General features: G+C 36.1%; 18 protein-coding genes, 2 pseudogenes and 1 riboswitch. Of the genes and pseudogenes, 6 read left to right on the top strand and 14 right to left on the bottom strand.

What is annotated here, in order from left to right; translation table 11 throughout:
- Nucleotides 1–7 precede the first annotated feature (7 nt).
- Nucleotides 8–901: a sulfite exporter TauE/SafE family protein gene (locus ACQKNR_RS23640; RefSeq protein WP_427321145.1), complete on the top strand. Its 894-nt coding sequence runs from the start codon at nt 8–10 to the stop codon at nt 899–901.
- 21 nt (nt 902–922) lie between these two features.
- Here ACQKNR_RS23640 and ACQKNR_RS23635 read toward each other — a convergent pair whose 3' ends face one another.
- On the bottom strand, nt 923–1,384 hold the full coding sequence (locus ACQKNR_RS23635; RefSeq protein WP_427321143.1) for a GNAT family N-acetyltransferase: 462 nt from the start codon (nt 1,382–1,384) through the stop codon (nt 923–925).
- Between the two features lie 355 nt (nt 1,385–1,739).
- Nucleotides 1,740–1,932, top strand: a riboswitch (Lysine riboswitch).
- A 112-nt stretch (nt 1,933–2,044) separates the two neighbouring features.
- Between ACQKNR_RS23635 and ACQKNR_RS23630 the strand changes: the two genes are divergently transcribed.
- From ACQKNR_RS23630 to ACQKNR_RS23620, 3 genes are all read left to right on the top strand, one after another.
- Entirely contained in the window at nt 2,045–3,514 is a 1,470-nt protein-coding gene (locus tag ACQKNR_RS23630) for an amino acid permease (protein ID WP_427321141.1), read from the top strand.
- A 117-nt stretch (nt 3,515–3,631) separates the two neighbouring features.
- Complete coding sequence (locus ACQKNR_RS23625; RefSeq protein ID WP_427321139.1) at nt 3,632–3,937, top strand: iron-sulfur cluster biosynthesis family protein; 306 nt, start codon at nt 3,632–3,634, stop codon at nt 3,935–3,937.
- 381 nt (nt 3,938–4,318) lie between these two features.
- A complete protein-coding gene (locus ACQKNR_RS23620) occupies nt 4,319–5,080 on the top strand; it encodes a class I SAM-dependent methyltransferase (protein ID WP_427321137.1) in 762 nt (253 codons plus the stop codon).
- A 636-nt stretch (nt 5,081–5,716) separates the two neighbouring features.
- Here the strand turns inward: ACQKNR_RS23620 and ACQKNR_RS23615 are convergent.
- Together ACQKNR_RS23615 and ACQKNR_RS23610 are read right to left on the bottom strand one after the other, a co-directional pair.
- The gene (locus ACQKNR_RS23615; protein WP_427321135.1) at nt 5,717–5,872 is read right to left on the bottom strand and encodes a hypothetical protein; all 156 of its coding nucleotides are present in this window, start codon (nt 5,870–5,872) and stop codon (nt 5,717–5,719) included.
- A 245-nt stretch (nt 5,873–6,117) separates the two neighbouring features.
- Nucleotides 6,118–6,438: pseudogene (locus tag ACQKNR_RS23610) on the bottom strand (NUDIX hydrolase); the annotation flags it as partial.
- A 250-nt stretch (nt 6,439–6,688) separates the two neighbouring features.
- Between ACQKNR_RS23610 and ACQKNR_RS23605 the strand changes: the two are divergent.
- Entirely contained in the window at nt 6,689–7,312 is a 624-nt protein-coding gene (locus tag ACQKNR_RS23605) for a cephalosporin hydroxylase family protein (protein ID WP_427321292.1), read from the top strand.
- Nucleotides 7,313–7,390: 78 nt separating this feature from the next.
- Here the strand turns inward: ACQKNR_RS23605 and lepB (ACQKNR_RS23600) are convergent, their stop codons facing one another.
- The gene (gene lepB, locus ACQKNR_RS23600; protein WP_427321133.1) at nt 7,391–7,912 is read right to left on the bottom strand and encodes a signal peptidase I; all 522 of its coding nucleotides are present in this window, start codon (nt 7,910–7,912) and stop codon (nt 7,391–7,393) included.
- A 74-nt stretch (nt 7,913–7,986) separates the two neighbouring features.
- Nucleotides 7,987–10,140 carry a peptidoglycan D,D-transpeptidase FtsI family protein gene (locus tag ACQKNR_RS23595; protein WP_427321131.1) on the bottom strand — a complete coding sequence of 718 codons (2,154 nt, stop codon included), beginning with the start codon at nt 10,138–10,140 and terminating at the stop codon, nt 7,987–7,989.
- 275 nt (nt 10,141–10,415) lie between these two features.
- Here ACQKNR_RS23595 and ACQKNR_RS23590 point away from each other — a divergent pair.
- Nucleotides 10,416–10,998 (top strand): annotated as a pseudogene (locus ACQKNR_RS23590) (hypothetical protein).
- Between the two features lie 80 nt (nt 10,999–11,078).
- Here the strand turns inward: ACQKNR_RS23590 and ACQKNR_RS23585 are convergent.
- From ACQKNR_RS23585 to lepB (ACQKNR_RS23545), 9 genes are all read right to left on the bottom strand, one after another.
- Nucleotides 11,079–11,816: an NAD-dependent protein deacylase gene (locus ACQKNR_RS23585; protein WP_427321129.1), complete on the bottom strand. Its 738-nt coding sequence runs from the start codon at nt 11,814–11,816 to the stop codon at nt 11,079–11,081.
- Nucleotides 11,817–11,882: 66 nt separating this feature from the next.
- A complete protein-coding gene (pcp, locus tag ACQKNR_RS23580; RefSeq protein ID WP_427321127.1) occupies nt 11,883–12,530 on the bottom strand; it encodes a pyroglutamyl-peptidase I in 648 nt (215 codons plus the stop codon).
- 16 nt (nt 12,531–12,546) lie between these two features.
- Nucleotides 12,547–13,509 carry a DUF979 domain-containing protein gene (locus ACQKNR_RS23575; RefSeq protein WP_193411824.1) on the bottom strand — a complete coding sequence of 321 codons (963 nt, stop codon included), beginning with the start codon at nt 13,507–13,509 and terminating at the stop codon, nt 12,547–12,549.
- 1 nt (nt 13,510) lies between these two features.
- Nucleotides 13,511–14,206 carry a DUF969 domain-containing protein gene (locus ACQKNR_RS23570; RefSeq protein WP_060631398.1) on the bottom strand — a complete coding sequence of 232 codons (696 nt, stop codon included), beginning with the start codon at nt 14,204–14,206 and terminating at the stop codon, nt 13,511–13,513.
- A 171-nt stretch (nt 14,207–14,377) separates the two neighbouring features.
- On the bottom strand, nt 14,378–15,139 hold the full coding sequence (gene pxpA / locus ACQKNR_RS23565) for a 5-oxoprolinase subunit PxpA (RefSeq protein ID WP_427321124.1): 762 nt from the start codon (nt 15,137–15,139) through the stop codon (nt 14,378–14,380).
- A gap of 18 nt (nt 15,140–15,157) precedes the next feature.
- Nucleotides 15,158–16,147: a biotin-dependent carboxyltransferase family protein gene (locus tag ACQKNR_RS23560; protein ID WP_427321122.1), complete on the bottom strand. Its 990-nt coding sequence runs from the start codon at nt 16,145–16,147 to the stop codon at nt 15,158–15,160.
- Nucleotides 16,138–16,851: a 5-oxoprolinase subunit PxpB gene (pxpB, locus tag ACQKNR_RS23555; RefSeq protein ID WP_427321120.1), complete on the bottom strand. Its 714-nt coding sequence runs from the start codon at nt 16,849–16,851 to the stop codon at nt 16,138–16,140. The genes ACQKNR_RS23560 and pxpB overlap by 10 nt, the downstream gene beginning before the upstream one ends.
- A 14-nt stretch (nt 16,852–16,865) precedes the next feature.
- On the bottom strand, nt 16,866–17,618 hold the full coding sequence (locus ACQKNR_RS23550) for an IclR family transcriptional regulator (protein ID WP_427321118.1): 753 nt from the start codon (nt 17,616–17,618) through the stop codon (nt 16,866–16,868).
- Between the two features lie 157 nt (nt 17,619–17,775).
- Entirely contained in the window at nt 17,776–18,327 is a 552-nt protein-coding gene (gene lepB, locus ACQKNR_RS23545) for a signal peptidase I (protein WP_427321116.1), read from the bottom strand.
- Nucleotides 18,328–18,339: the final 12 nt, after the last annotated feature.

Below are 18,339 nucleotides of genomic sequence, written 5' to 3'. Positions count from 1 at the left end.
ATTATTTATGCAGAAGTTAATTGTCTTTGCTATTATTGGATTTTTCGCTCAATTGATTGATGGGGCACTTGGAATGGCGTATGGGATAACGTCTTCCTCTTTATTATTAATGTTTGGTATTGCACCAGCCGTTGCTTCCGCATCCGTTCATTTAGCTGAAGTCGTTACAACTGCGGCTTCTGGCGCATCTCACATCAAATTTGGAAACGTTGATAAGTATATAGTTTCTAGACTTACATTACCAGGAGCAATTGGCGCATTTGTTGGGGCATGTTTTTTAAGTAATTTACCTGGCGATGTGATTAAACCGTACATTTCAATATTTTTATTCACTTTAGGGGTTTATATTTTATTACGATTCATTATTCAAAAACAAATTGTCACTTCCAAAAAACGCATGTCTGCCAAACAACTTGTGCCACTTGGCTTATTCGCTGGATTCGTCGATTCAACTGGCGGCGGTGGCTGGGGCCCGATTACAACGCCTGTACTTCTGGCAAGAGGAAATGAAGCAAGAAAAGTTATTGGATCTGTAGATACGAGTGAATTTCCTGTTTCGCTCGCTGCAACAATTGGATTTTTCATTTCACTTGGCTGGGAACAAGTAAGCTGGGTTTGGGTATTTGCCTTAATGCTTGGCGGGATTATCGCTGCTCCAATTGCTGCATGGTTAGTACGCATCGTTCCACCTCATTTACTTGGGGTATTAGTTGGTGGTCTTATTATCTTTACGAATATACGTACACTACTTACAACATTTAAAGTGGATCCAACTATTATTTCACTTTCTTACGTGGCAGTGGGTCTCGTCGTTATTATCTCTATTTTCATTGCTGTCCGTAACCATTCAAAACATTCGACAAGGGGATACTCAACAGATCAAAAACAAATGTTACCATAATTACAAAAAATATCGCCCGATTTACTTCGAGCGGTATTTTTCTATTTTCCAATTGATCATCGTTTCTGTAGTATTTACTCTTTTCATATGTAATTTCTCTAATACACGAATCGAGCTATTATTTTCAAGGAGTGTCTCTGCAATAATTACATCTACCTCTCCTGTCTGGAAAGCCCACTTTATTAATTCATCTACAGATTCTGTAGCATACCCTTTATTCCAATATTTCTCAATAAATCCATAACCAATTTCTACTGTATGACTCTCGTTCGGTCTCCCTTTAAATCCTATATCACCTAAAACGATGTCATCTTCTTTTCGAATCACATACCAAACACCCCAAGGTAATAAAGCTACTTCTTGTTTTACATTTTCTACATGCCCTACAATATGCGGACCGCTATTGTATCCTTGCTTTTCAGCAATGCGAAGCTTCTCTTCTGTACATGGCACTATATATAGCCTTTCCGTTTCTAATTTCATCACAAATTCCCCTTTTCAATTAAACAATGCTTCAATCTTACTACAAAAATGCAGAATATTCACTCTCTATTTTTACGCACGCCACACATTCAATAGTAATGTCGAATTATATTTTCTGAATTTTCTTTTTATTTTAAAGGATTTTTCAGTATTTTTTGCGAAACATTTGTATAACAATTTTTTTCTTTACCTATCACTACATAAAAGTAGGCTCGGGTGGAGTTTTGCAAGCGTTTCCTAAACAATAACCGATATTTTTTGACTTTTCCTAACAAAATTCCTTGCAATATTTTCAGAAAGTCATTACAATTGCCATATATTAAAAATCTTAGCAATATATAAATCCTCATCAATCCGATGAGGTAGAGGTTGCGACTTTTAAGAGTAGAACGGACGAGACACAGAGAATGTCATCGACTCCGTTTGAAAGGAATAGTTGCCGAAGTTTATATTTCTTCTCTGGAACTATAAGCTGGGGCTGTCTCCGAAAGGAACAGAACTGTCACGTTTACAAAATTACCGTGTAAACGTGGGGTGCTATCTTAACGGAAGGGTATGATGGGGTGGTTATTTGTGAAACGTTCCGCCAAATTCCTTTGGCGGTTTTTTGTATTTTTCTCCCCCGCTCCTTCCCATCTTACAAGAAAAGGAGTGTTGAACATGAATAGCGCAACGAATCAAACAACTACCTCTGAAACGCAAACTACAAAAGGAAAAGGTGAATTAAGACGTGGTTTAAAATCCCGACACCTTACGATGATTTCTCTCGGTGGTACAATTGGTACCGGATTATTTCTTGCCAGCGGTAGTGTCATCCATACAGCTGGACCTGGCGGTGCACTAGTTGCATACGCCGCAATTGGAATTATGGTTTATTTCTTAATGACAAGCTTAGCTGAACTCGCAGCTTACATGCCTGTTACTGGATCTTTTAGTACGTATGCAACAAAATTTGTTGATCCATCACTTGGTTTTGCACTTGGATGGAACTACTGGTATAACTGGGCGATTACGATAGCTGCTGAACTGGCAGCTGTATCATTAATTATGAAATTTTGGTTTCCAAATACTCCCTCCCTTATTTGGAGTGGATTATGTTTAGCTATTATTTTCCTTTTAAACTATTTATCTGTTAAAGGGTTTGGTGAATCTGAATATTGGTTCGCACTTATTAAAGTAGTTACTATTATTATCTTTTTAATTGTCGGTTTTATGATGATTTTCGGAATTATGGGCGGCGAATCTGTTGGATTTAAAAACTTCACTGTTGCAGATGCACCATTTAACGGCGGCATTATGGCAATTATCGGTGTATTTATGGCAGCTGGTTTCTCATTCCAAGGTACTGAATTACTTGGGGTAGCTGCTGGTGAAACGTCTGATCCAGAACGTAATATCCCGAAAGCAATTCGTTCGATCTTTTGGCGTATTCTTTTATTCTATATCCTTGCGATTCTCGTTATCGGTTTATTAATTCCTTACACAACTGATAGCCTTGCCGCAAGTGATGTAACAGTAAGTCCATTTACACTTATTTTTGAAAAAGCGGGCGTTGCCTTTGCTGCTTCTGTTATGAACGCTGTTATTTTAACTGCAGTACTTTCTGCTGGTAACTCTGGTATGTATGCATCAACTCGTATGCTTTGGGATTTAGCTCGTCAAGGAAAAGCACCAAAGTTTTTAGGAAAATTAGATAAACGCGGTGTACCTGTTAATGCATTAATTGCAACATCAATCGTCGGTAGTATTGCTTTCATTGCTTCTTTATTCGGTGACGGCGTTGTATACATTTGGTTATTAAACGCATCTGGAATGTCTGGCTTTATCGCATGGGTTGGAATTGCAATTAGTCATTATCGTTTCCGTAAAGCGTATATCGCACAAGGAAAAGATTTAAAAGACTTACCTTATAGAGCAAAATGGTTCCCGTTCGGTCCAATCTTCGCATTTACACTTTGTGTAATCGTAATTTTAGGTCAAAACTACGGCGCATTTATGGGCGAATCAATCGATTGGAACGGTGTACTCGTTTCTTACATCGGTTTACCACTCTTCTTAGTACTATGGTTAGGATATAAATTTACTAAGAAAACGAAAGTCATTCCACTTGATAAATGTGAACTGAAATAAAGTAAAGCGAGCAAACAGTTCATGTTTGCTCGCTTTTCATTGCAATGCTTCTCCCTTTCCTATTTCTTCTGTTTTTGACATAATGAGATGAGAAATAAAAATAAAGGTTGGGATTACATGAACATTCGTATTACCGATGAAGCAAAAGCAGCTATACATAGACTAGAACGTGAAGACAAAAAAGTCATTCGCATTAGAGGAACAATGACAAACTCTTGTAGCATTTTCGTTGATGTGGATTTAATTTGGGATACATATAATGCAGATGATGTTGTATATGAGGATGCACATCTTATTGTACAAATGGATTCATTTACGAAAGACTACACTGGTGATACGGTGAAACTTGATTATAAAACGACTGGTTTTAGTATTACGACACCTGGTGAGACTTTAGTTTATGGTTTGTCGGTTAAAAAATAAAGCATAGGGATACCACCTAGTCAACACTTTTGGCTAGGTGGTATCCCTTTTGCTTTTCTACATTCGCAATATACCAACGAGTCGACAGTGAATTTCGATTTAACGACAAAGTTTTACAAAAGTAGAACCCTATTTAATAAATAGAAAATGTTCTGGCTATCTCCTTTTTTCTTAAAGATTCAAATGATATATCTACCTTCCCTTCATATTTTAAAGGAATTCTACTCAGCAATCCCGAATATATAAATAATCATTCTCACAAGGAGCAAACTTATATGAATCTATTCGAACACGAAACGTAAAACTGTTTTCCTTTAATAAGAGGTCCTCCCTTTTCTTTGCTCATCATATCATTCATTTACGAATTAGGAGGATATAATTATGAAACGTGATCCATTATTTTCAGCACTATTAGAAAGTGCAAAGACAAACTTTACTGGCTGGGATTTTTCTTTCATTTCAGAAACTGGTCGAATGAACAGCGAGCCGTTATCGTGGTCGTATGGTAGTACCGCTTTCCAGCTTATGCAACGTGCAGAATCAATGCTAGATATGGGTACTGGTGGCGGAGAGTTTTTATCTATGTTACAACCGTTCCCGCCAACTATTTACGCTACAGAGGGCTATGCTCCAAACGTGCCAATTGCTCGAGAGAAATTAGAGCCTTTAGGGGTTGCCGTTGTAGAAGTGATTGATGATACAGTGTTACCACTTCAAGATGGGCAGTTTGATTTAATCATAAATCAACATGAATCATATACTGCTTCCGAGGTAAATAGACTACTTTCTCCTAGTGGAATATTTCTTACACAACAAGTTGGCGGCCTTGATTGCGTAGAAATCAATGACCATTTTGGCACACCGCTGAATAGCGAATTTACAAATTGGTCTCTCAAAACTGCATGTAGTGAGTTAGAACAAAATGGATTTACTATTATAGATGCGAAGGAAGAATTCCCTCTTCAACGCTTTTATGACATTGGCGCTATCGTCTATTATTTAAAAGCGATTCCTTGGCAAATTCCTGATTTTACTGTCGAAGAATATTATGAGGAATTATATCGCATACATGAGATCATCTTGCAAAAAGGCTATTTTGATGTGAAGCAACATCGCTTTATGATTAAAGCGATTCGCAGCTAATCATGCAGAATACGAAAATAAAAAAGGGATGGATATGCCATCTCTTTTTTTGTTCCAGTTTAATTAACAAAAGTTTGTGTTTGTAGTTTGTGGCTTCAACATAGATAAAAAAGTGGGTTACAGAAAAATTGTTCGTTCACGCCTTGCAATAGCATCAGCTAATGCAATAGATTGCTAGTGCGTTATCTTTCCTACTAAATTTCCTTTAATAATTTTTCCCATTTCTTTTGTAATAGTCTTTTCATCTATTTCTAGACCCACCCTAGCCGCCTCGAAAGCTTCGTTTCGTTCTTTCTTGTTTTTGAATTCCAGAATTCAAGTTGCCCCTTTCAAATAGTTTTATTTAAATGCGCAATAGGTTTCTATTTTTTCTTTCAATATGAGAAAAGTAATATCATCCCATTTTTTATCTAACTGTAAAGTAGTCTTTTCATTTTTGGCTCTTGTTAACAGATCATATCCTTCAATTTCAGCTACAAGTTATTTCGTTTTACTCTTCTGATGCAGTGCGTGTAGGTAATCTAAAACCTAGTTTTACATTAGACATCTATTTAACGACACTTGGCAACGAATCACTAGTTGGATATTACGTACAAAAAAAGAGCGCTTTTCTTCAAAGCCCTCTCCAATAGAAATTTACCACTCTCGACGCTTATCGCAATCACAGTCGCGATCACGATTACGTTTACGACGACATTCATCACAATCTCTATGTCTGCGTCTGCAGAACATTAAATCATCCCAAAATCTACCACAATCTCGGAAACGTCTGAAATTACCATTACATCCCATAAATATAATTACCTCCTCTTCACTCTAGGATTCATCATATTCTATGCTAAAAAACAAAAACAGCTTGTTTACTAGTCTATTTTTTCTACCTATCTTTCCTTAACAACAAATAAGACGCTAACCAGGTAAAGGTTGCGCCTACACTCATTAATATTGTTTTAATCAAAATAAAAACGTCGCTTTAATTTGGTCCATTCCTTTTATACATTTGATAATAGATTGAGTCATAACTTTCCCTTCACAATAAAGTGAAACATTCCTTCAGCCGTACTTAATGGTGTGTCCATATGTACTCCATCTGGTAAATCAGCAAGGAATACAAACATTCCCTCACTATTCTGAGGCTCGTCTTTCTCTTTAAAAATAACATTTCCCTTATACATTACACTTTGAAGCTCGATACCCGTTTCCTCAAAGGTTTCTCTTATTATACCTTCATATGGCGTTTCATTATTCTCTATTTTCCCTCCGACACCATTCCACATTCCCATTGTTGGCTTTTTGTTTCTATTTAATAGGAGTATTTTATCTCCTTTTTTAATGAAGCAAATTGTGTACTTATACATACGATCATTTCCTTTCTATTTCTAAATCTTCCATTTACATCTTCCTCTGCGATTTTAAGGAAAGAATTGCATATTAAAATTTTGATTAATAAAGTGCATTATTTAACATGTAAGCACCTCATATATATAGTGAAAACAAATCATTTTCTAAATGAGGTGTTTTGCTCATTTTTATTAAAAATCATTCTCCATATAATCATATCTCGCATAATATATTGTACAATTTTCGTTTCAGAAAGGAGCGTTCAAAATCGATAACATAAGCAGTGAATTTTTAAAACAATATTACGACAGCCATGTTTGGTTAAAAGATACACACTGGCTCGGTGTCCCAATCTGCAAACTTCCCTCTGACCTTTTTTTGTACCAAGAAATCATTTACGAATTAAAGCCTGATTTAATTATTGAATGCGGAACTTTTCACGGTGGTAGTGCACTGTATTTAGCTTCTATGTTAGATTTAATTGGAAAAGGTCATGTACTTACTATCGATATAACTCCGCAGCCAAATCGGCCATCCCATAATCGGATTACGTATTTAACAGCTTCTTCTATTTCTATACAGGCCGTCCAAACAATATTAAGTATGCGCAAACCTGATGATGTGATTTTAGTTATTTTGGATTCAGATCATAGTAAAGAACATGTTTCGAAAGAATTATTTCTGTATAAATCTATCGTAACAATTGGTAGTTATATTATTGTAGAGGATACATGTATTAACGGAAATCCTATCCTTCCTGATTGGGGCCCTGGCCCAATGGAAGCTGTGGAAGAATTTTTAACTGAAAATAACAATTTCATAATCGACGAATCTAAACATAAGTTTTTCATATCTTTTAATCCAAAAGGTTTTTTAAAGAGAATACACTAAAGGGAAATTTTAATCAGTAGGGGCTTGTTCATGTCCTACTGATTATTAGCCCACAAATAGCGTGATACACCCGATAACCTATTTGATCAATTTCATTTTTGAAAAAGGATAATACACAAATTCCACTTTACCTATTACGTTATCTTCTTCAATATATCCTAAACCATTTCGACTATCTCTACTAAATTCACGATTATCTCCCATTACAAATAACTTATTTGGTGGAATCTTTGTTTTTTGAAAGTTATAAAACACTTGTGTATTGTTGAATAAATCTTTGTTTGTATATGGCTCTATTTGCTTTTTATCATTTACATATACCGTTCCATTCGTTATGTTAATTACGTCACCAGGAAGCCCTATTACCCGTTTCACATAATATTTCGACTCATCCTCTTCTTTAATAATGACAATTTCTCCGTGCTGTAAATTCGAAAAATGTACTGCTGCTTTATTTACAAATACGTAGTCTTCTTCATATAAAGTCGGCTGCATCGATTTCCCTTCTACCTTACATAACGTAAAAGAGTGATAGGCTATTACCATAATAAATATAAATAGTATGTACTTCCCCCAGCCTCTCTTAATCTCTGCTTTCATATCCATTCCCACCTTATAAAATAACTCAAAAAATATATCACTGCACAGTTTGGTTCTGTGCAGTGATACTATTTTTACTGGGCCTTGTTCGGCTGTTCTACTGGGACTGAATTTGCATTTAATCTTTTCGCTTTCAATTCAAAATAAGCATCCAAAATTTCTTTACCAATCGCGGAATTAATTCCGGATTTATCATTATTTACCCATGGTACAACAACTGAAAAAGCTACTTCCGGATCGGCATCAAATGGCGCATAGCCAGCAAGAGTTAAATTATAACATTTTTTTCGGTTATAATTTTCATCCCTTCCAATATCACTTTCTCCACCATACACTGTCTCAGCTGTTCCTGTTTTTCCAGCCGGTTTATACGGTAATCCTTTAAATGTTCCCGTACCTGTTCCATCAGCTTCTTGAAAAACTCTTCTAAATCCTTCTTTTACATGATTAATGTATGAAGTGTCCATATCCACTCGATTTAAAATAACCGGTTCAATCATCCGAATGACTTTTCCGACATCCTCTGGGCGGTTTGGCTGCTCTCTAATTTCTTGCACAATTTGTGGTTTCATCCGGTAGCCGCCATTTGCGATCGTTGAAATATATTGAGCAAGCTGAAGCGGTGTATATGTATCATATTGTCCAATCGCATAATCAAGTAAAAAGCCCGGTATATTATCAGTTCTACCTATTTGGCCGAGCGATTCATTCGGTAAATCAATCCCCGTCGGCACACCTAACCCAAATTGTCTAAAATAAAAGCGCATTTTATTAAATGCTTCTTGTTTAATGTCTAATGGATTATTTGGCACATAATTTACCCCTGCTATTTTTAGTGCTGTATTAAACATATAAACGTTCGATGAAACTTGTAAAGCTCTTAGATCATCAATATCACCAAAGTCTTTCCACGATTTTTTCGGCTTAGAACTTCCTTTAAAGTACATTGGTGCATCAAAGAAATGCGTAAACAGTTTAATCGCTTCTGTTTGGTATCCGGCTAATAAAGTAGCTCCTTTTACAGTTGATCCTAACTCATAAGAACTTGTCATCGTACCTAACGCGTAATCTTCTATTTGCATCCCGCCGTCTTTATTTACAATTTTCTTTCCTGCCATTGATAAAATTTGACCGTTTTTCGGATTCATCATTACTACGAACGCACGATCCATCATCGGTTCAGAAGAATGAAATGCTCGTAAATTCTTTTCAAGGCTTTCCTCTACTTTTTTCTGCAAGTCCATATCAACCGTTAACATTAAATTATTTCCACTTTTTCCTTCTGTCACTTTTTCAGTCCGAATAATTTTTCCTGCTCTATCCGTAATATTTTTAGACTGTTCTTTCGTTCCATGTAGTGCATCTTCGTATTGTTTTTCGATGTAACTCTTACCGATACGATCATTTCGGTTATAATCACGAACTAAATAATAATCTAGTTGTTCTCTTGGCAACCCTTCATTTTCATTAGAAACGCTCCCAAGGATAGAGCGAAGTATTTTATCATTCGGATATTCGCGTTCCCAATCCACTGTCGTATCTACCCCTGGCAAACTTGCCAATCTTTCACTAACGACTGCATATTCATTTTGACTTACATCTTTTTTAACAATTTGCGGCGTCATTTTATACCCCGCATTCATTTTACTTTTAATTGCTAGTACTTCTATATCATCTTTTGAAAGTTCGTTTAATTCTTCTGGTGTAATTCTTTCTCGACGCAACGCTTCTACTTTTTTATCTAATTCTTTCCCTTCTAATTCCTGCTTTCTTAATTTATTTTCATCTTCTTTCGTTACTTTTATTGCGGCACGTTTTTCATTTAACTGCATCCAAAAGTCTTTTTTATCCGTTTCTGTTAACTTATCCAGATCCTCTTGCGGCATTTCAATTAGCTGAGCTAAATCTCTCGCTACTTTTAAAACTTCTTTCGAGTCTACCCCTTTCATTTTCGTATATGTAACGGTTCGTAGCGGTTTATTATTTACAACCACTTGACCTTGCCGATCAAACATTTTCCCTCTAGGAACAGGAGTGCTCACCGTCACATCTTCCTTTTTATTCACTTCATTTCTATACGTTTCTCCATCAATGATTTGTACTTTACCTAATTGAACTATAATAGCTGAAAATAAAAGAAAGACGATAAAAAATAGTACATTTAACCGAAATGGAATATGAGTCTTTTTCTTTTTCGGCTGTTTCTGCTTCTCCTTTTTCTGTCTCATTTCGCTCCCTCGCTTCATTCTATTAACATTTCTACGCAAAAGTCATTATGTATCAAATTTATTTATATGATATATATAGAATTTTATATTAGTTACAAAAGAAAGAAAAGATTTAATTTTCAGTTTTTAAACTAAACATCCTATTTATTACCATTCCCCTTAATAAGTAATAACATGAATGTTATTCAAAAAGAAAGATGGTATACAATTGGTTTTTTATACCATTCTTTTTCATTTCTATGTATACTACAGAAATAAAAAGGAAGGAAATGAAAATGACAGATTCGTTTACAATACATACTAACACGTCACATTGTTTAAACTTCATGATTTATATTCAAAATATTTATCTCAATCAAAAAGTGAAAAATGAACCTTTGAGTTTTCCTTACATAGCAAAAAAATTAAATTTCTCCACTGACTTTGAAGCAAATTTTAAAGAATTATGGCATACACTTCGTAAACAGATTGCTAACGAGAGATACGAATTACAGATTTTTCATGAGGAGAATCATATATTTTATGAGAAGCTTTTTGACACTGATTTATGTAATGAAGAAGCATTTAACGAATTGATACGTAGTTTTGAAGTATGGTGGACTAGCATAGCAGGTAGGCTTTCATTAGAACGTTCTGTCAGTGAGTATAGTGAGCAACTTTATAATGACTTAATTTTATACCTTGAACAAAATCAAATAGAACCTTTACACCAACTACATATTAGCTTACTTTATGACGACTGTATATTCGCTAAAAAAAAATATTTCTTCCTACTCTGCCATTTTACCTACCAAACACTTTTTTATGAATTATAGAGATGTGGTTACTACATTATCAACATGTTTTAATGCGGCTTAAAACAGCGATTACTCTTTATTGCTCAAATAAAAAACTGAGGTGGTCTCTATACACCTCAGTTTCTTTACGAAAACAAACACTTATTTATTTGAAGATAACCCTTCAACAAATTCACCAATTTTTTGTTGAAAAACAAAGTCAAAATTATATTCCTGTCCTGTTAGCTCTTCATTTACTAAAATTGTTGTTGCTCCTATTTCCCTTTTTGCAATTTCCGGGAATGAAGCGACAGGCTGCACTTTTAATGACGTTCCCATAACGAGAAGTACATCTGTTTCATATAAACGTTTAATCGCATTTTGATATTGTGGTAACGTGTCTCCGTACAAAACAACGTCTGGATTTAAAATGAAATTACACTTTTCACAGCGAGGTACTTCATGATCAATCATATACTGTAAATCATATCCATCTTTACACTTCGGACAATGCGCTGTTTGAAGTGTACCGTGTAAATCAACGACATGTTTACTACCACCTAATTGATGTAATCCGTCAATATTTTGTGTTAAAACCGTAATATCTTTCCCTTGTTCTTCTAACTCAGCTAAAAAGCGATGCCCACGATTTGCTTTATACTGGTGAAACGTATTAATTTGAAATATTTCTTTATAATGCTTCCAAAATTCCTTTGGACTTCGATTATAATATCCTCTTGATAAATACATCTCTACATTCGCATCAGCATACAATCCATTTGCTGATCGAAAATCTGGGATACCACTTTCTGTACTTGCACCTGCGCCTGTTAATACTGTAATTTTCTTCGCCTTTTCTAAAATTGAACGTACTTCTTTAAATTGCTGCACAAAAATCACCTCTATGTATATTCCTATACTTATTATACCAGTTGTTTACAGAAGGTGTTGTACAATTCATTTTACTTAATGCGTTGCGCCGCCGCACTCTACAATATCTAATTCTACTTCCGTCGTTACCTCAATTGCCAATTCTATCCCTTTATTAATTGTAGAAAGTGACATACTCGGTTGACCTGGATAGTTACTAGCTTGTTCTGGTAAGAACGGAATATGAACAAATCCGCCTTTTATTTTCTTATCATGCTTCTCCAGTTCATGCATAAGTCCATAAAATATATGATTACAAACGAATGTACCTGCAGTTTGTGAAACGGAAGCTGGTATACCTTCTTCGCGAAGTCTTTTTACAATTGCTTTCATAGGTAGCGTAGACCAATACGCAGCCGGTCCTTCTTCTACAACCGGGACATCCACCGGCTGATTCCCTTCATTATCAGCAATTCTTGCATCATCGATGTTAATTGCTATTCGCTCTATCGTAACATCGGGTCTTCCCCCAGCTTGCCCAATACATATAATCATTTCAGGTGTCAGTTCTTCTATATATTCTTTTAATATTCTTATTGATTTATGAAATACAGTTGGCACTTGTTTACTTATAATCTTGTATTCTCCGATTGTTTTTTCATGCAAACTTTTCGCTACTTCCCAAGCCGGATTAATGTTTTCTCCGCCAAACGGATCAAATCCTGTTAGTAATACTGTTTTCATAGTTTCGCCCTCCTAGTTAGAAACGATATACTAAGCCGTACATAATAAACATATTGATAATGAAAATGGAAATCGCAATTGGTACTTGTGCTTTAATGACCGCATTCTTATCTTTCAATTCTAAAAGCATTGCTGGAACGATATTAAAGTTTGCTGCCATTGGAGTAAGCAGCGTTCCGCAATATCCCGCAAACATACCAAGTGCTGCCATAATTGCCGGGTTGCCGCCGTGCATTTGAACAATTAAAGGTAAGCCAATTCCGCCAGTAATGACAGCAAACGCTGCGAAAGCATTTCCCATTACGACTGTGAATAGCATCATGCCTAAACAGTACGCCATAACAGCCACGAATGGATACTCTGTCGGTAACACTTGTCCGACTAAATCAGAAACAACTTGCCCAACTCCAGACTTCGCGAAAATACCTCCAAGTGCTGCTAACATTTGTGGTAAAATAACGGCCCAGCCGACAGCTTGTAATAGTCTACTTCCTTCTTGTACAGGCGTTGTTATTTTCGATTTTGTAATACGCATCGCTGCAACGAATGCGAGTAATGCACCTAACGCTAACGCAACTAATGTTACTTTATCTGGATCAACAAGAGAGACATTCCCCCATTTGATTTTCCCTAACGTCAATGTACCGATAATTGTAAAAATAGGTATTAAAAGTGCAGGCATAAAAATTTTATTTTTTAATTTCTCAGCATGTTTCACACGTTCCTGTACTGGTACTTCTTTCTCCTGAGATTTTGTTACTTTATTCAATGAAGCTAAAACGACCATAGCGAGTACAATACAGCCAACGTAAAACGAAGGTATTACATTTCCGAATAAAAATGTAACTGCAAACAATGCCCAAAATAAGCTAGAACCAAATCGATTTGGATGTTCACGATCAAATGCGATACGAACAGCGATAAAGGCAACAATTATACCTAATACATAATAGATTGTATCCATTGTGATGATGTTCATATTATATAGCCTCCTTCTCTTCTTTTTCTTTTGATTCCATCGTTTTCGCTATATATTTATCAAATCTTCTAAATCTAATCCAGCTCACAATAAGTGCGGATATTGCAGTTGGAATACCCCAAAGCGCCATATCCCATACCCCGACATGCATACCTACTGAATCGAAGAAACCTTTCATTAATAAAATGGCACCGGTTGCGATAAAAATATCCTCTCCGAAAAACCAAGCTGTATTTTCCGCAGCAGCTGCGTTTGCTTTAATCTTTTCTCTTAATTTTTCCGGAAGTTTACCGTATTTACCTTGCGCTGCTCCTTCTGCCATCGGTGCAACAAGCGGTCTTACTGTTTGCGCATGACCACCAATATTCAATCCAAGTGCCGCTGATGATTCTCTTATCGTAAAATATGACATTAATACTCTTCCAGTTGTTGCACCTTTTGATTTCGTTATAAGTGCCTCTGCTCTTTCTTTTAATCCATAACGCTCTAAAATTCCGATTACCGGTAAAGTTAATATGATTGGCATAGACATATATCTATTTTCTATGAAAAATTTACCGAACATGCTGATCACATCATAAAAGCTTAAACCAGAAACCATACCAGTAACAATACCTGCAACCATTACTACTAACAGTGTATTTAATCTAAATAAAAAGCCAACTGCAACAAGTAGTATCCCAATTAATTTAATCATTTCCAGCACTTCCCCTCATTTTTTATCCCGCTATTTGTGGGCAGTAAGACTCTCACCTCAAAATTCGGCTGAAACAAAGAAGTTAGGCGGGAGATCAACTGCCCGTAAACGCCCGATTGGTTCAACTAATAATCAGTGGGGGATGAACCCCCTACTGATTAAAGTTTCACTTTATTTCGGTGCACATATAGAAATACCGTTAAGTTCGAATGTTCTGTATATTCTCCGTGCAAATTGTACTGCTTTCTCTCCATCACCATGTAAACAAATTGTTTGCGCCTGAACTGCTACTTCCCCTCCACTCACTGCTTCTACATAGCCTTCTTTCACCATTTGAAGTACTTGCTTTATTGCTTCATCTTCATTTTTTATAAGCGCATTTTCTTCTGTACGACTTGTTAATGTCCCATCTTGCTTATACGTACGATCAGCAAAAGCCTCTTGTATGAATGTTACGTTATATTTTTCCGCAGCCCGTTTAAATGCCTCACTATTTGCTAACCCGTAAAGCAATAGCTTTGGATTTATGTGAGAAATTGCCTTTGCGATTGCATCTGCAATTTCCAGTTCAGTTGCCGCCATATTATATAACGCGCCATGCGGTTTTACATGCTGCATTTTCCCGCCAGCCGCTTTCACAAATCCGTCTAATGCGCCAATTTGATATAAAACGTAATCGTATACTTCACTTGCTGAAACATTCATGTTTCTTCTTCCAAATCCAATTAAATCAGGAAATCCAGGGTGTGCTCCTATTGCTACGTTATGCTGAAGTGCCTTTTCAACCGTTTGCCGCATAACAGTCGGATCACCTGCGTGAAAACCACAAGCTATGTTTATAGAAGATACAAAAGGAAGAACCTCATCATCATTCCCCATTTTATAAGCTCCAAAACTTTCTCCTAAATCACAATTTAAATCGATTGTTGTCACGATATTTCCCTCCTAATTTCAGCTTCGTAAAGCGATGAATTTCTTTAATAGATTCATACTTTCTTCCTGTTCTATGTATAGTTGCTCTGCTTCTTCTATCGTAATTTTTTCAAAAGTTACATAATCTCCTGGTTTTAACTGAGCAAGGAGAGGTAAATCTACTGAAATGACATTTCCTATTCTCGGATAGCCTCCTGTCGTTTGCCTATCAGCCATTAATATAATAGGCTGTCCACCATTTGGAACTTGAATAGTTCCGAATGTAACGGGACTTGATAGAATTTCTTTTTCTTCAATCCTATTTAAAACCTCCCCATCAATCCTATATCCCATACGATCAGCATAATTGGACACTTTATACTCTTTCATAAAAAACAACTCTTTACTTCTTTCTGTAAACTGATCATATTCAAAATCTGTTATAACGCGAAGCTTAGAATGCTTCTTATATTTTGGTAAGGCACTGTTACGAATTGCCCATTTTGTTTTTATTCGCTCTTCCTCTTGTAAATTTTGAATAAAGTGGCTTGCCATTTCTGATCGTGTACCAACTTGAAAATAATCACCTTTTTTTAGCATTCTTCCTTCTATCCCACCAATAGAAGCGCGTATGTAAGTACTTTTACTTCCCATCGTACGATCAATATGAATACCACCAGCAAAGGTTACATACGCTCTGCATCCGCTTTTCGCTTTTCCGAAACAAAGCATGCTACCTTCTTCCGCTAAAATAGGACGCCATAATGGGATACGTTCTCCATTTAATAACGGTTCCATATCCGCACCGCCAATCGCTAACAATGTCGTTTTCTTTATTAACAATTTAGGCCCCATTATCGTGACTTCGAGTCCTGCCTCATTCTCTTCATTACCAACTAACATATTAATCATACGGAGCGCACTCTGATCCATAGCCCCGCCAACAGGTACACCGTATTTTTGATAATGATATCGTCCTAAATCTTGAACTGTTGTAAACATCCCCGCATGCAAAACCTCTATATCCATTCTTTAGCCCCCTCTAGCGATACGTACTCTTCCTTTGTTATCGGGATAAAGCGTAAATACATACCACTTTGAATATAGGTAGGTGATTCTTCTCTCGGATTAAATAATGAAATCGGTGTTCGGCCGATAATATTCCATCCGCCTGGTGTTTCAAGCGGATAAATACCTGTTTGATTTCCACCGATACCTACTGAACCAGGAGCAATTTGTAAACGTGGCGTTTCTTTTCTAGGTGTTTCTAGTTCTTTTGATAGTCCTCCTAAATATGGGAACCCTGGTGTAAAACCTAACATATACACAAAATATGTTGTTTCACTATGTATGCGAATAACATCCTCGACTTGCAAACCTTGATAATGTGCAACCTCTTCTAAATCTGGCCCATAGTCTCCCCCGTAGCAAACTGGTATAGAAATATGTTTCACATCCTGTTTCCTCTCTTTTTTGTAAGTATTATATAAATCATTTATGTACTGGCATACGTAATCATAAGGTCTTATATTTCTACCATTTGCTTTCCATACTTCATACAAATTGTAGTAAACCGCTAAAGAAGTAAACGACGGCACACATTCAATCATTCCTGCAAACGGATGTTGTTGCAGCGCTTGAAATAATCGCTGCACTTTTTCGTATATACCCATCCTAATTTCTTCACCAAATGTAACAATAATTGCTTGATCCCCTAACGCAGAAAATTTCATCCCATTCCCTCTTTCTATTTAAAAAAGCCGAGTTCTTTCGAAATACGATGTGCTGTTTCTTTCACTTTCGCAATAAAATAAGGAATACTACTTTCGCTATACTCAATTGCCAATCCCGAAATACTTATCCCTGCCACAACCGTTCCATCATTTGCGAAAATTGGTGCTGCTATGGCCGCTGTATGATTTTCTAATTCAGAGTAGCTAATTGTGTACCCTTCCACTTTCGCCATATGTAATACTTCTAGCAATTGCCCTTTATTAACGATCGTTCCATCAGCAAACGGCTTTAACTTCGTTCCCTCTACATACTCCCTTTTCTCTTCCTCAGAAAAATACGATAGTAAAATTCTCGGGCAGGCACCAGCATAAAGCGGAGCTCTTCTTCCAACCGCCGTATACACACGTACGGGCTGAATTCCTTCCATCTTTTCAACATAAATCGCATCATTACCATCTTGAATAATTAAATTAACTGCCTGTCCTAAACTATCTCTAAGTTCTTTCATATAAGGCATTGCAATCGTTCTAACTGATAACCTTTGAGAAACAAGTTGACCAAATCGTAAAAATACGACTCCTAGCCGATACTTACCTTTTTCATTTTTTTGTAAAAACTCCATTTCTTCTAATGAGCCAATTAAACGATAAACAGATGTTTTCGGCATATTTGTAAGCTGAACCATCTCTGTTAAACTTAGCTCTTCATACTCATAAAACAATTCTAAAATATCCATTGTCTTTACTGCCGTTTTATTTATACTCATCCTATCTCCTTTATGTTCCAAATTTCGGAACTTAAATTCCGTTTTTCGAAACAAATATATAATTTAAAATTATAAAATATTCTTTCAATTCTATCAATATATTTTGAGCAAATAAAAAAAGTATGGAAGAATTCCTCTCCCATACTTTCTCCACACTTTATAACGCTCTTACTTGTTTTAACGGCCAGAAAACAGCTTGTCCTTTTCCGACAATTTCATCTTCTGAAATAAATCCGAACATACGACCATCCTTAGAAACTTCACGATTATCTCCTAAAACAAACACTTGCCCTTCTGGTACTTTCGTTTTCCCCGTGATTTGTTCTAACGTAAAGTCTGGAGTTAACACACGGCCAGTTGCTTTTTCTTTAAATTCTTTTAAATACGGTTCTTCCATCGCTTTTCCGTTTACATATAAAACATCATTTTTATACTCAACTGTATCACCTGGTAAACCAATTACTCGTTTTACTAAATCGTATCCTTCTTTTCCGTGGAAGACGATAATATCAAAGCGATCTAATCCACTTATACTATAACCAATCTTATTCACGAGAACTCGCTCATTATTTTCTAAAGTTGGCATCATCGATTCACCTTGCACTAATGAAGGTGTAAATAAAACGCCGCGAATAATAGCAATTAGTACAAGTGTAAACCCTATCGTTTTAATCCAAGAGAATAATTCTTTCTTCGTATTTTTCTTCATCGCTTCTCCTCT

Source organism: Bacillus sp. NPDC094077 (assembly GCF_050279465.1).
Classification (GTDB): Bacteria; Bacillota; Bacilli; order Bacillales; family Bacillaceae_G; genus Bacillus_A.
Note: the sequence above shows the minus strand (reverse complement) of the source record. Positions and strands in the feature narration are given on the sequence as shown.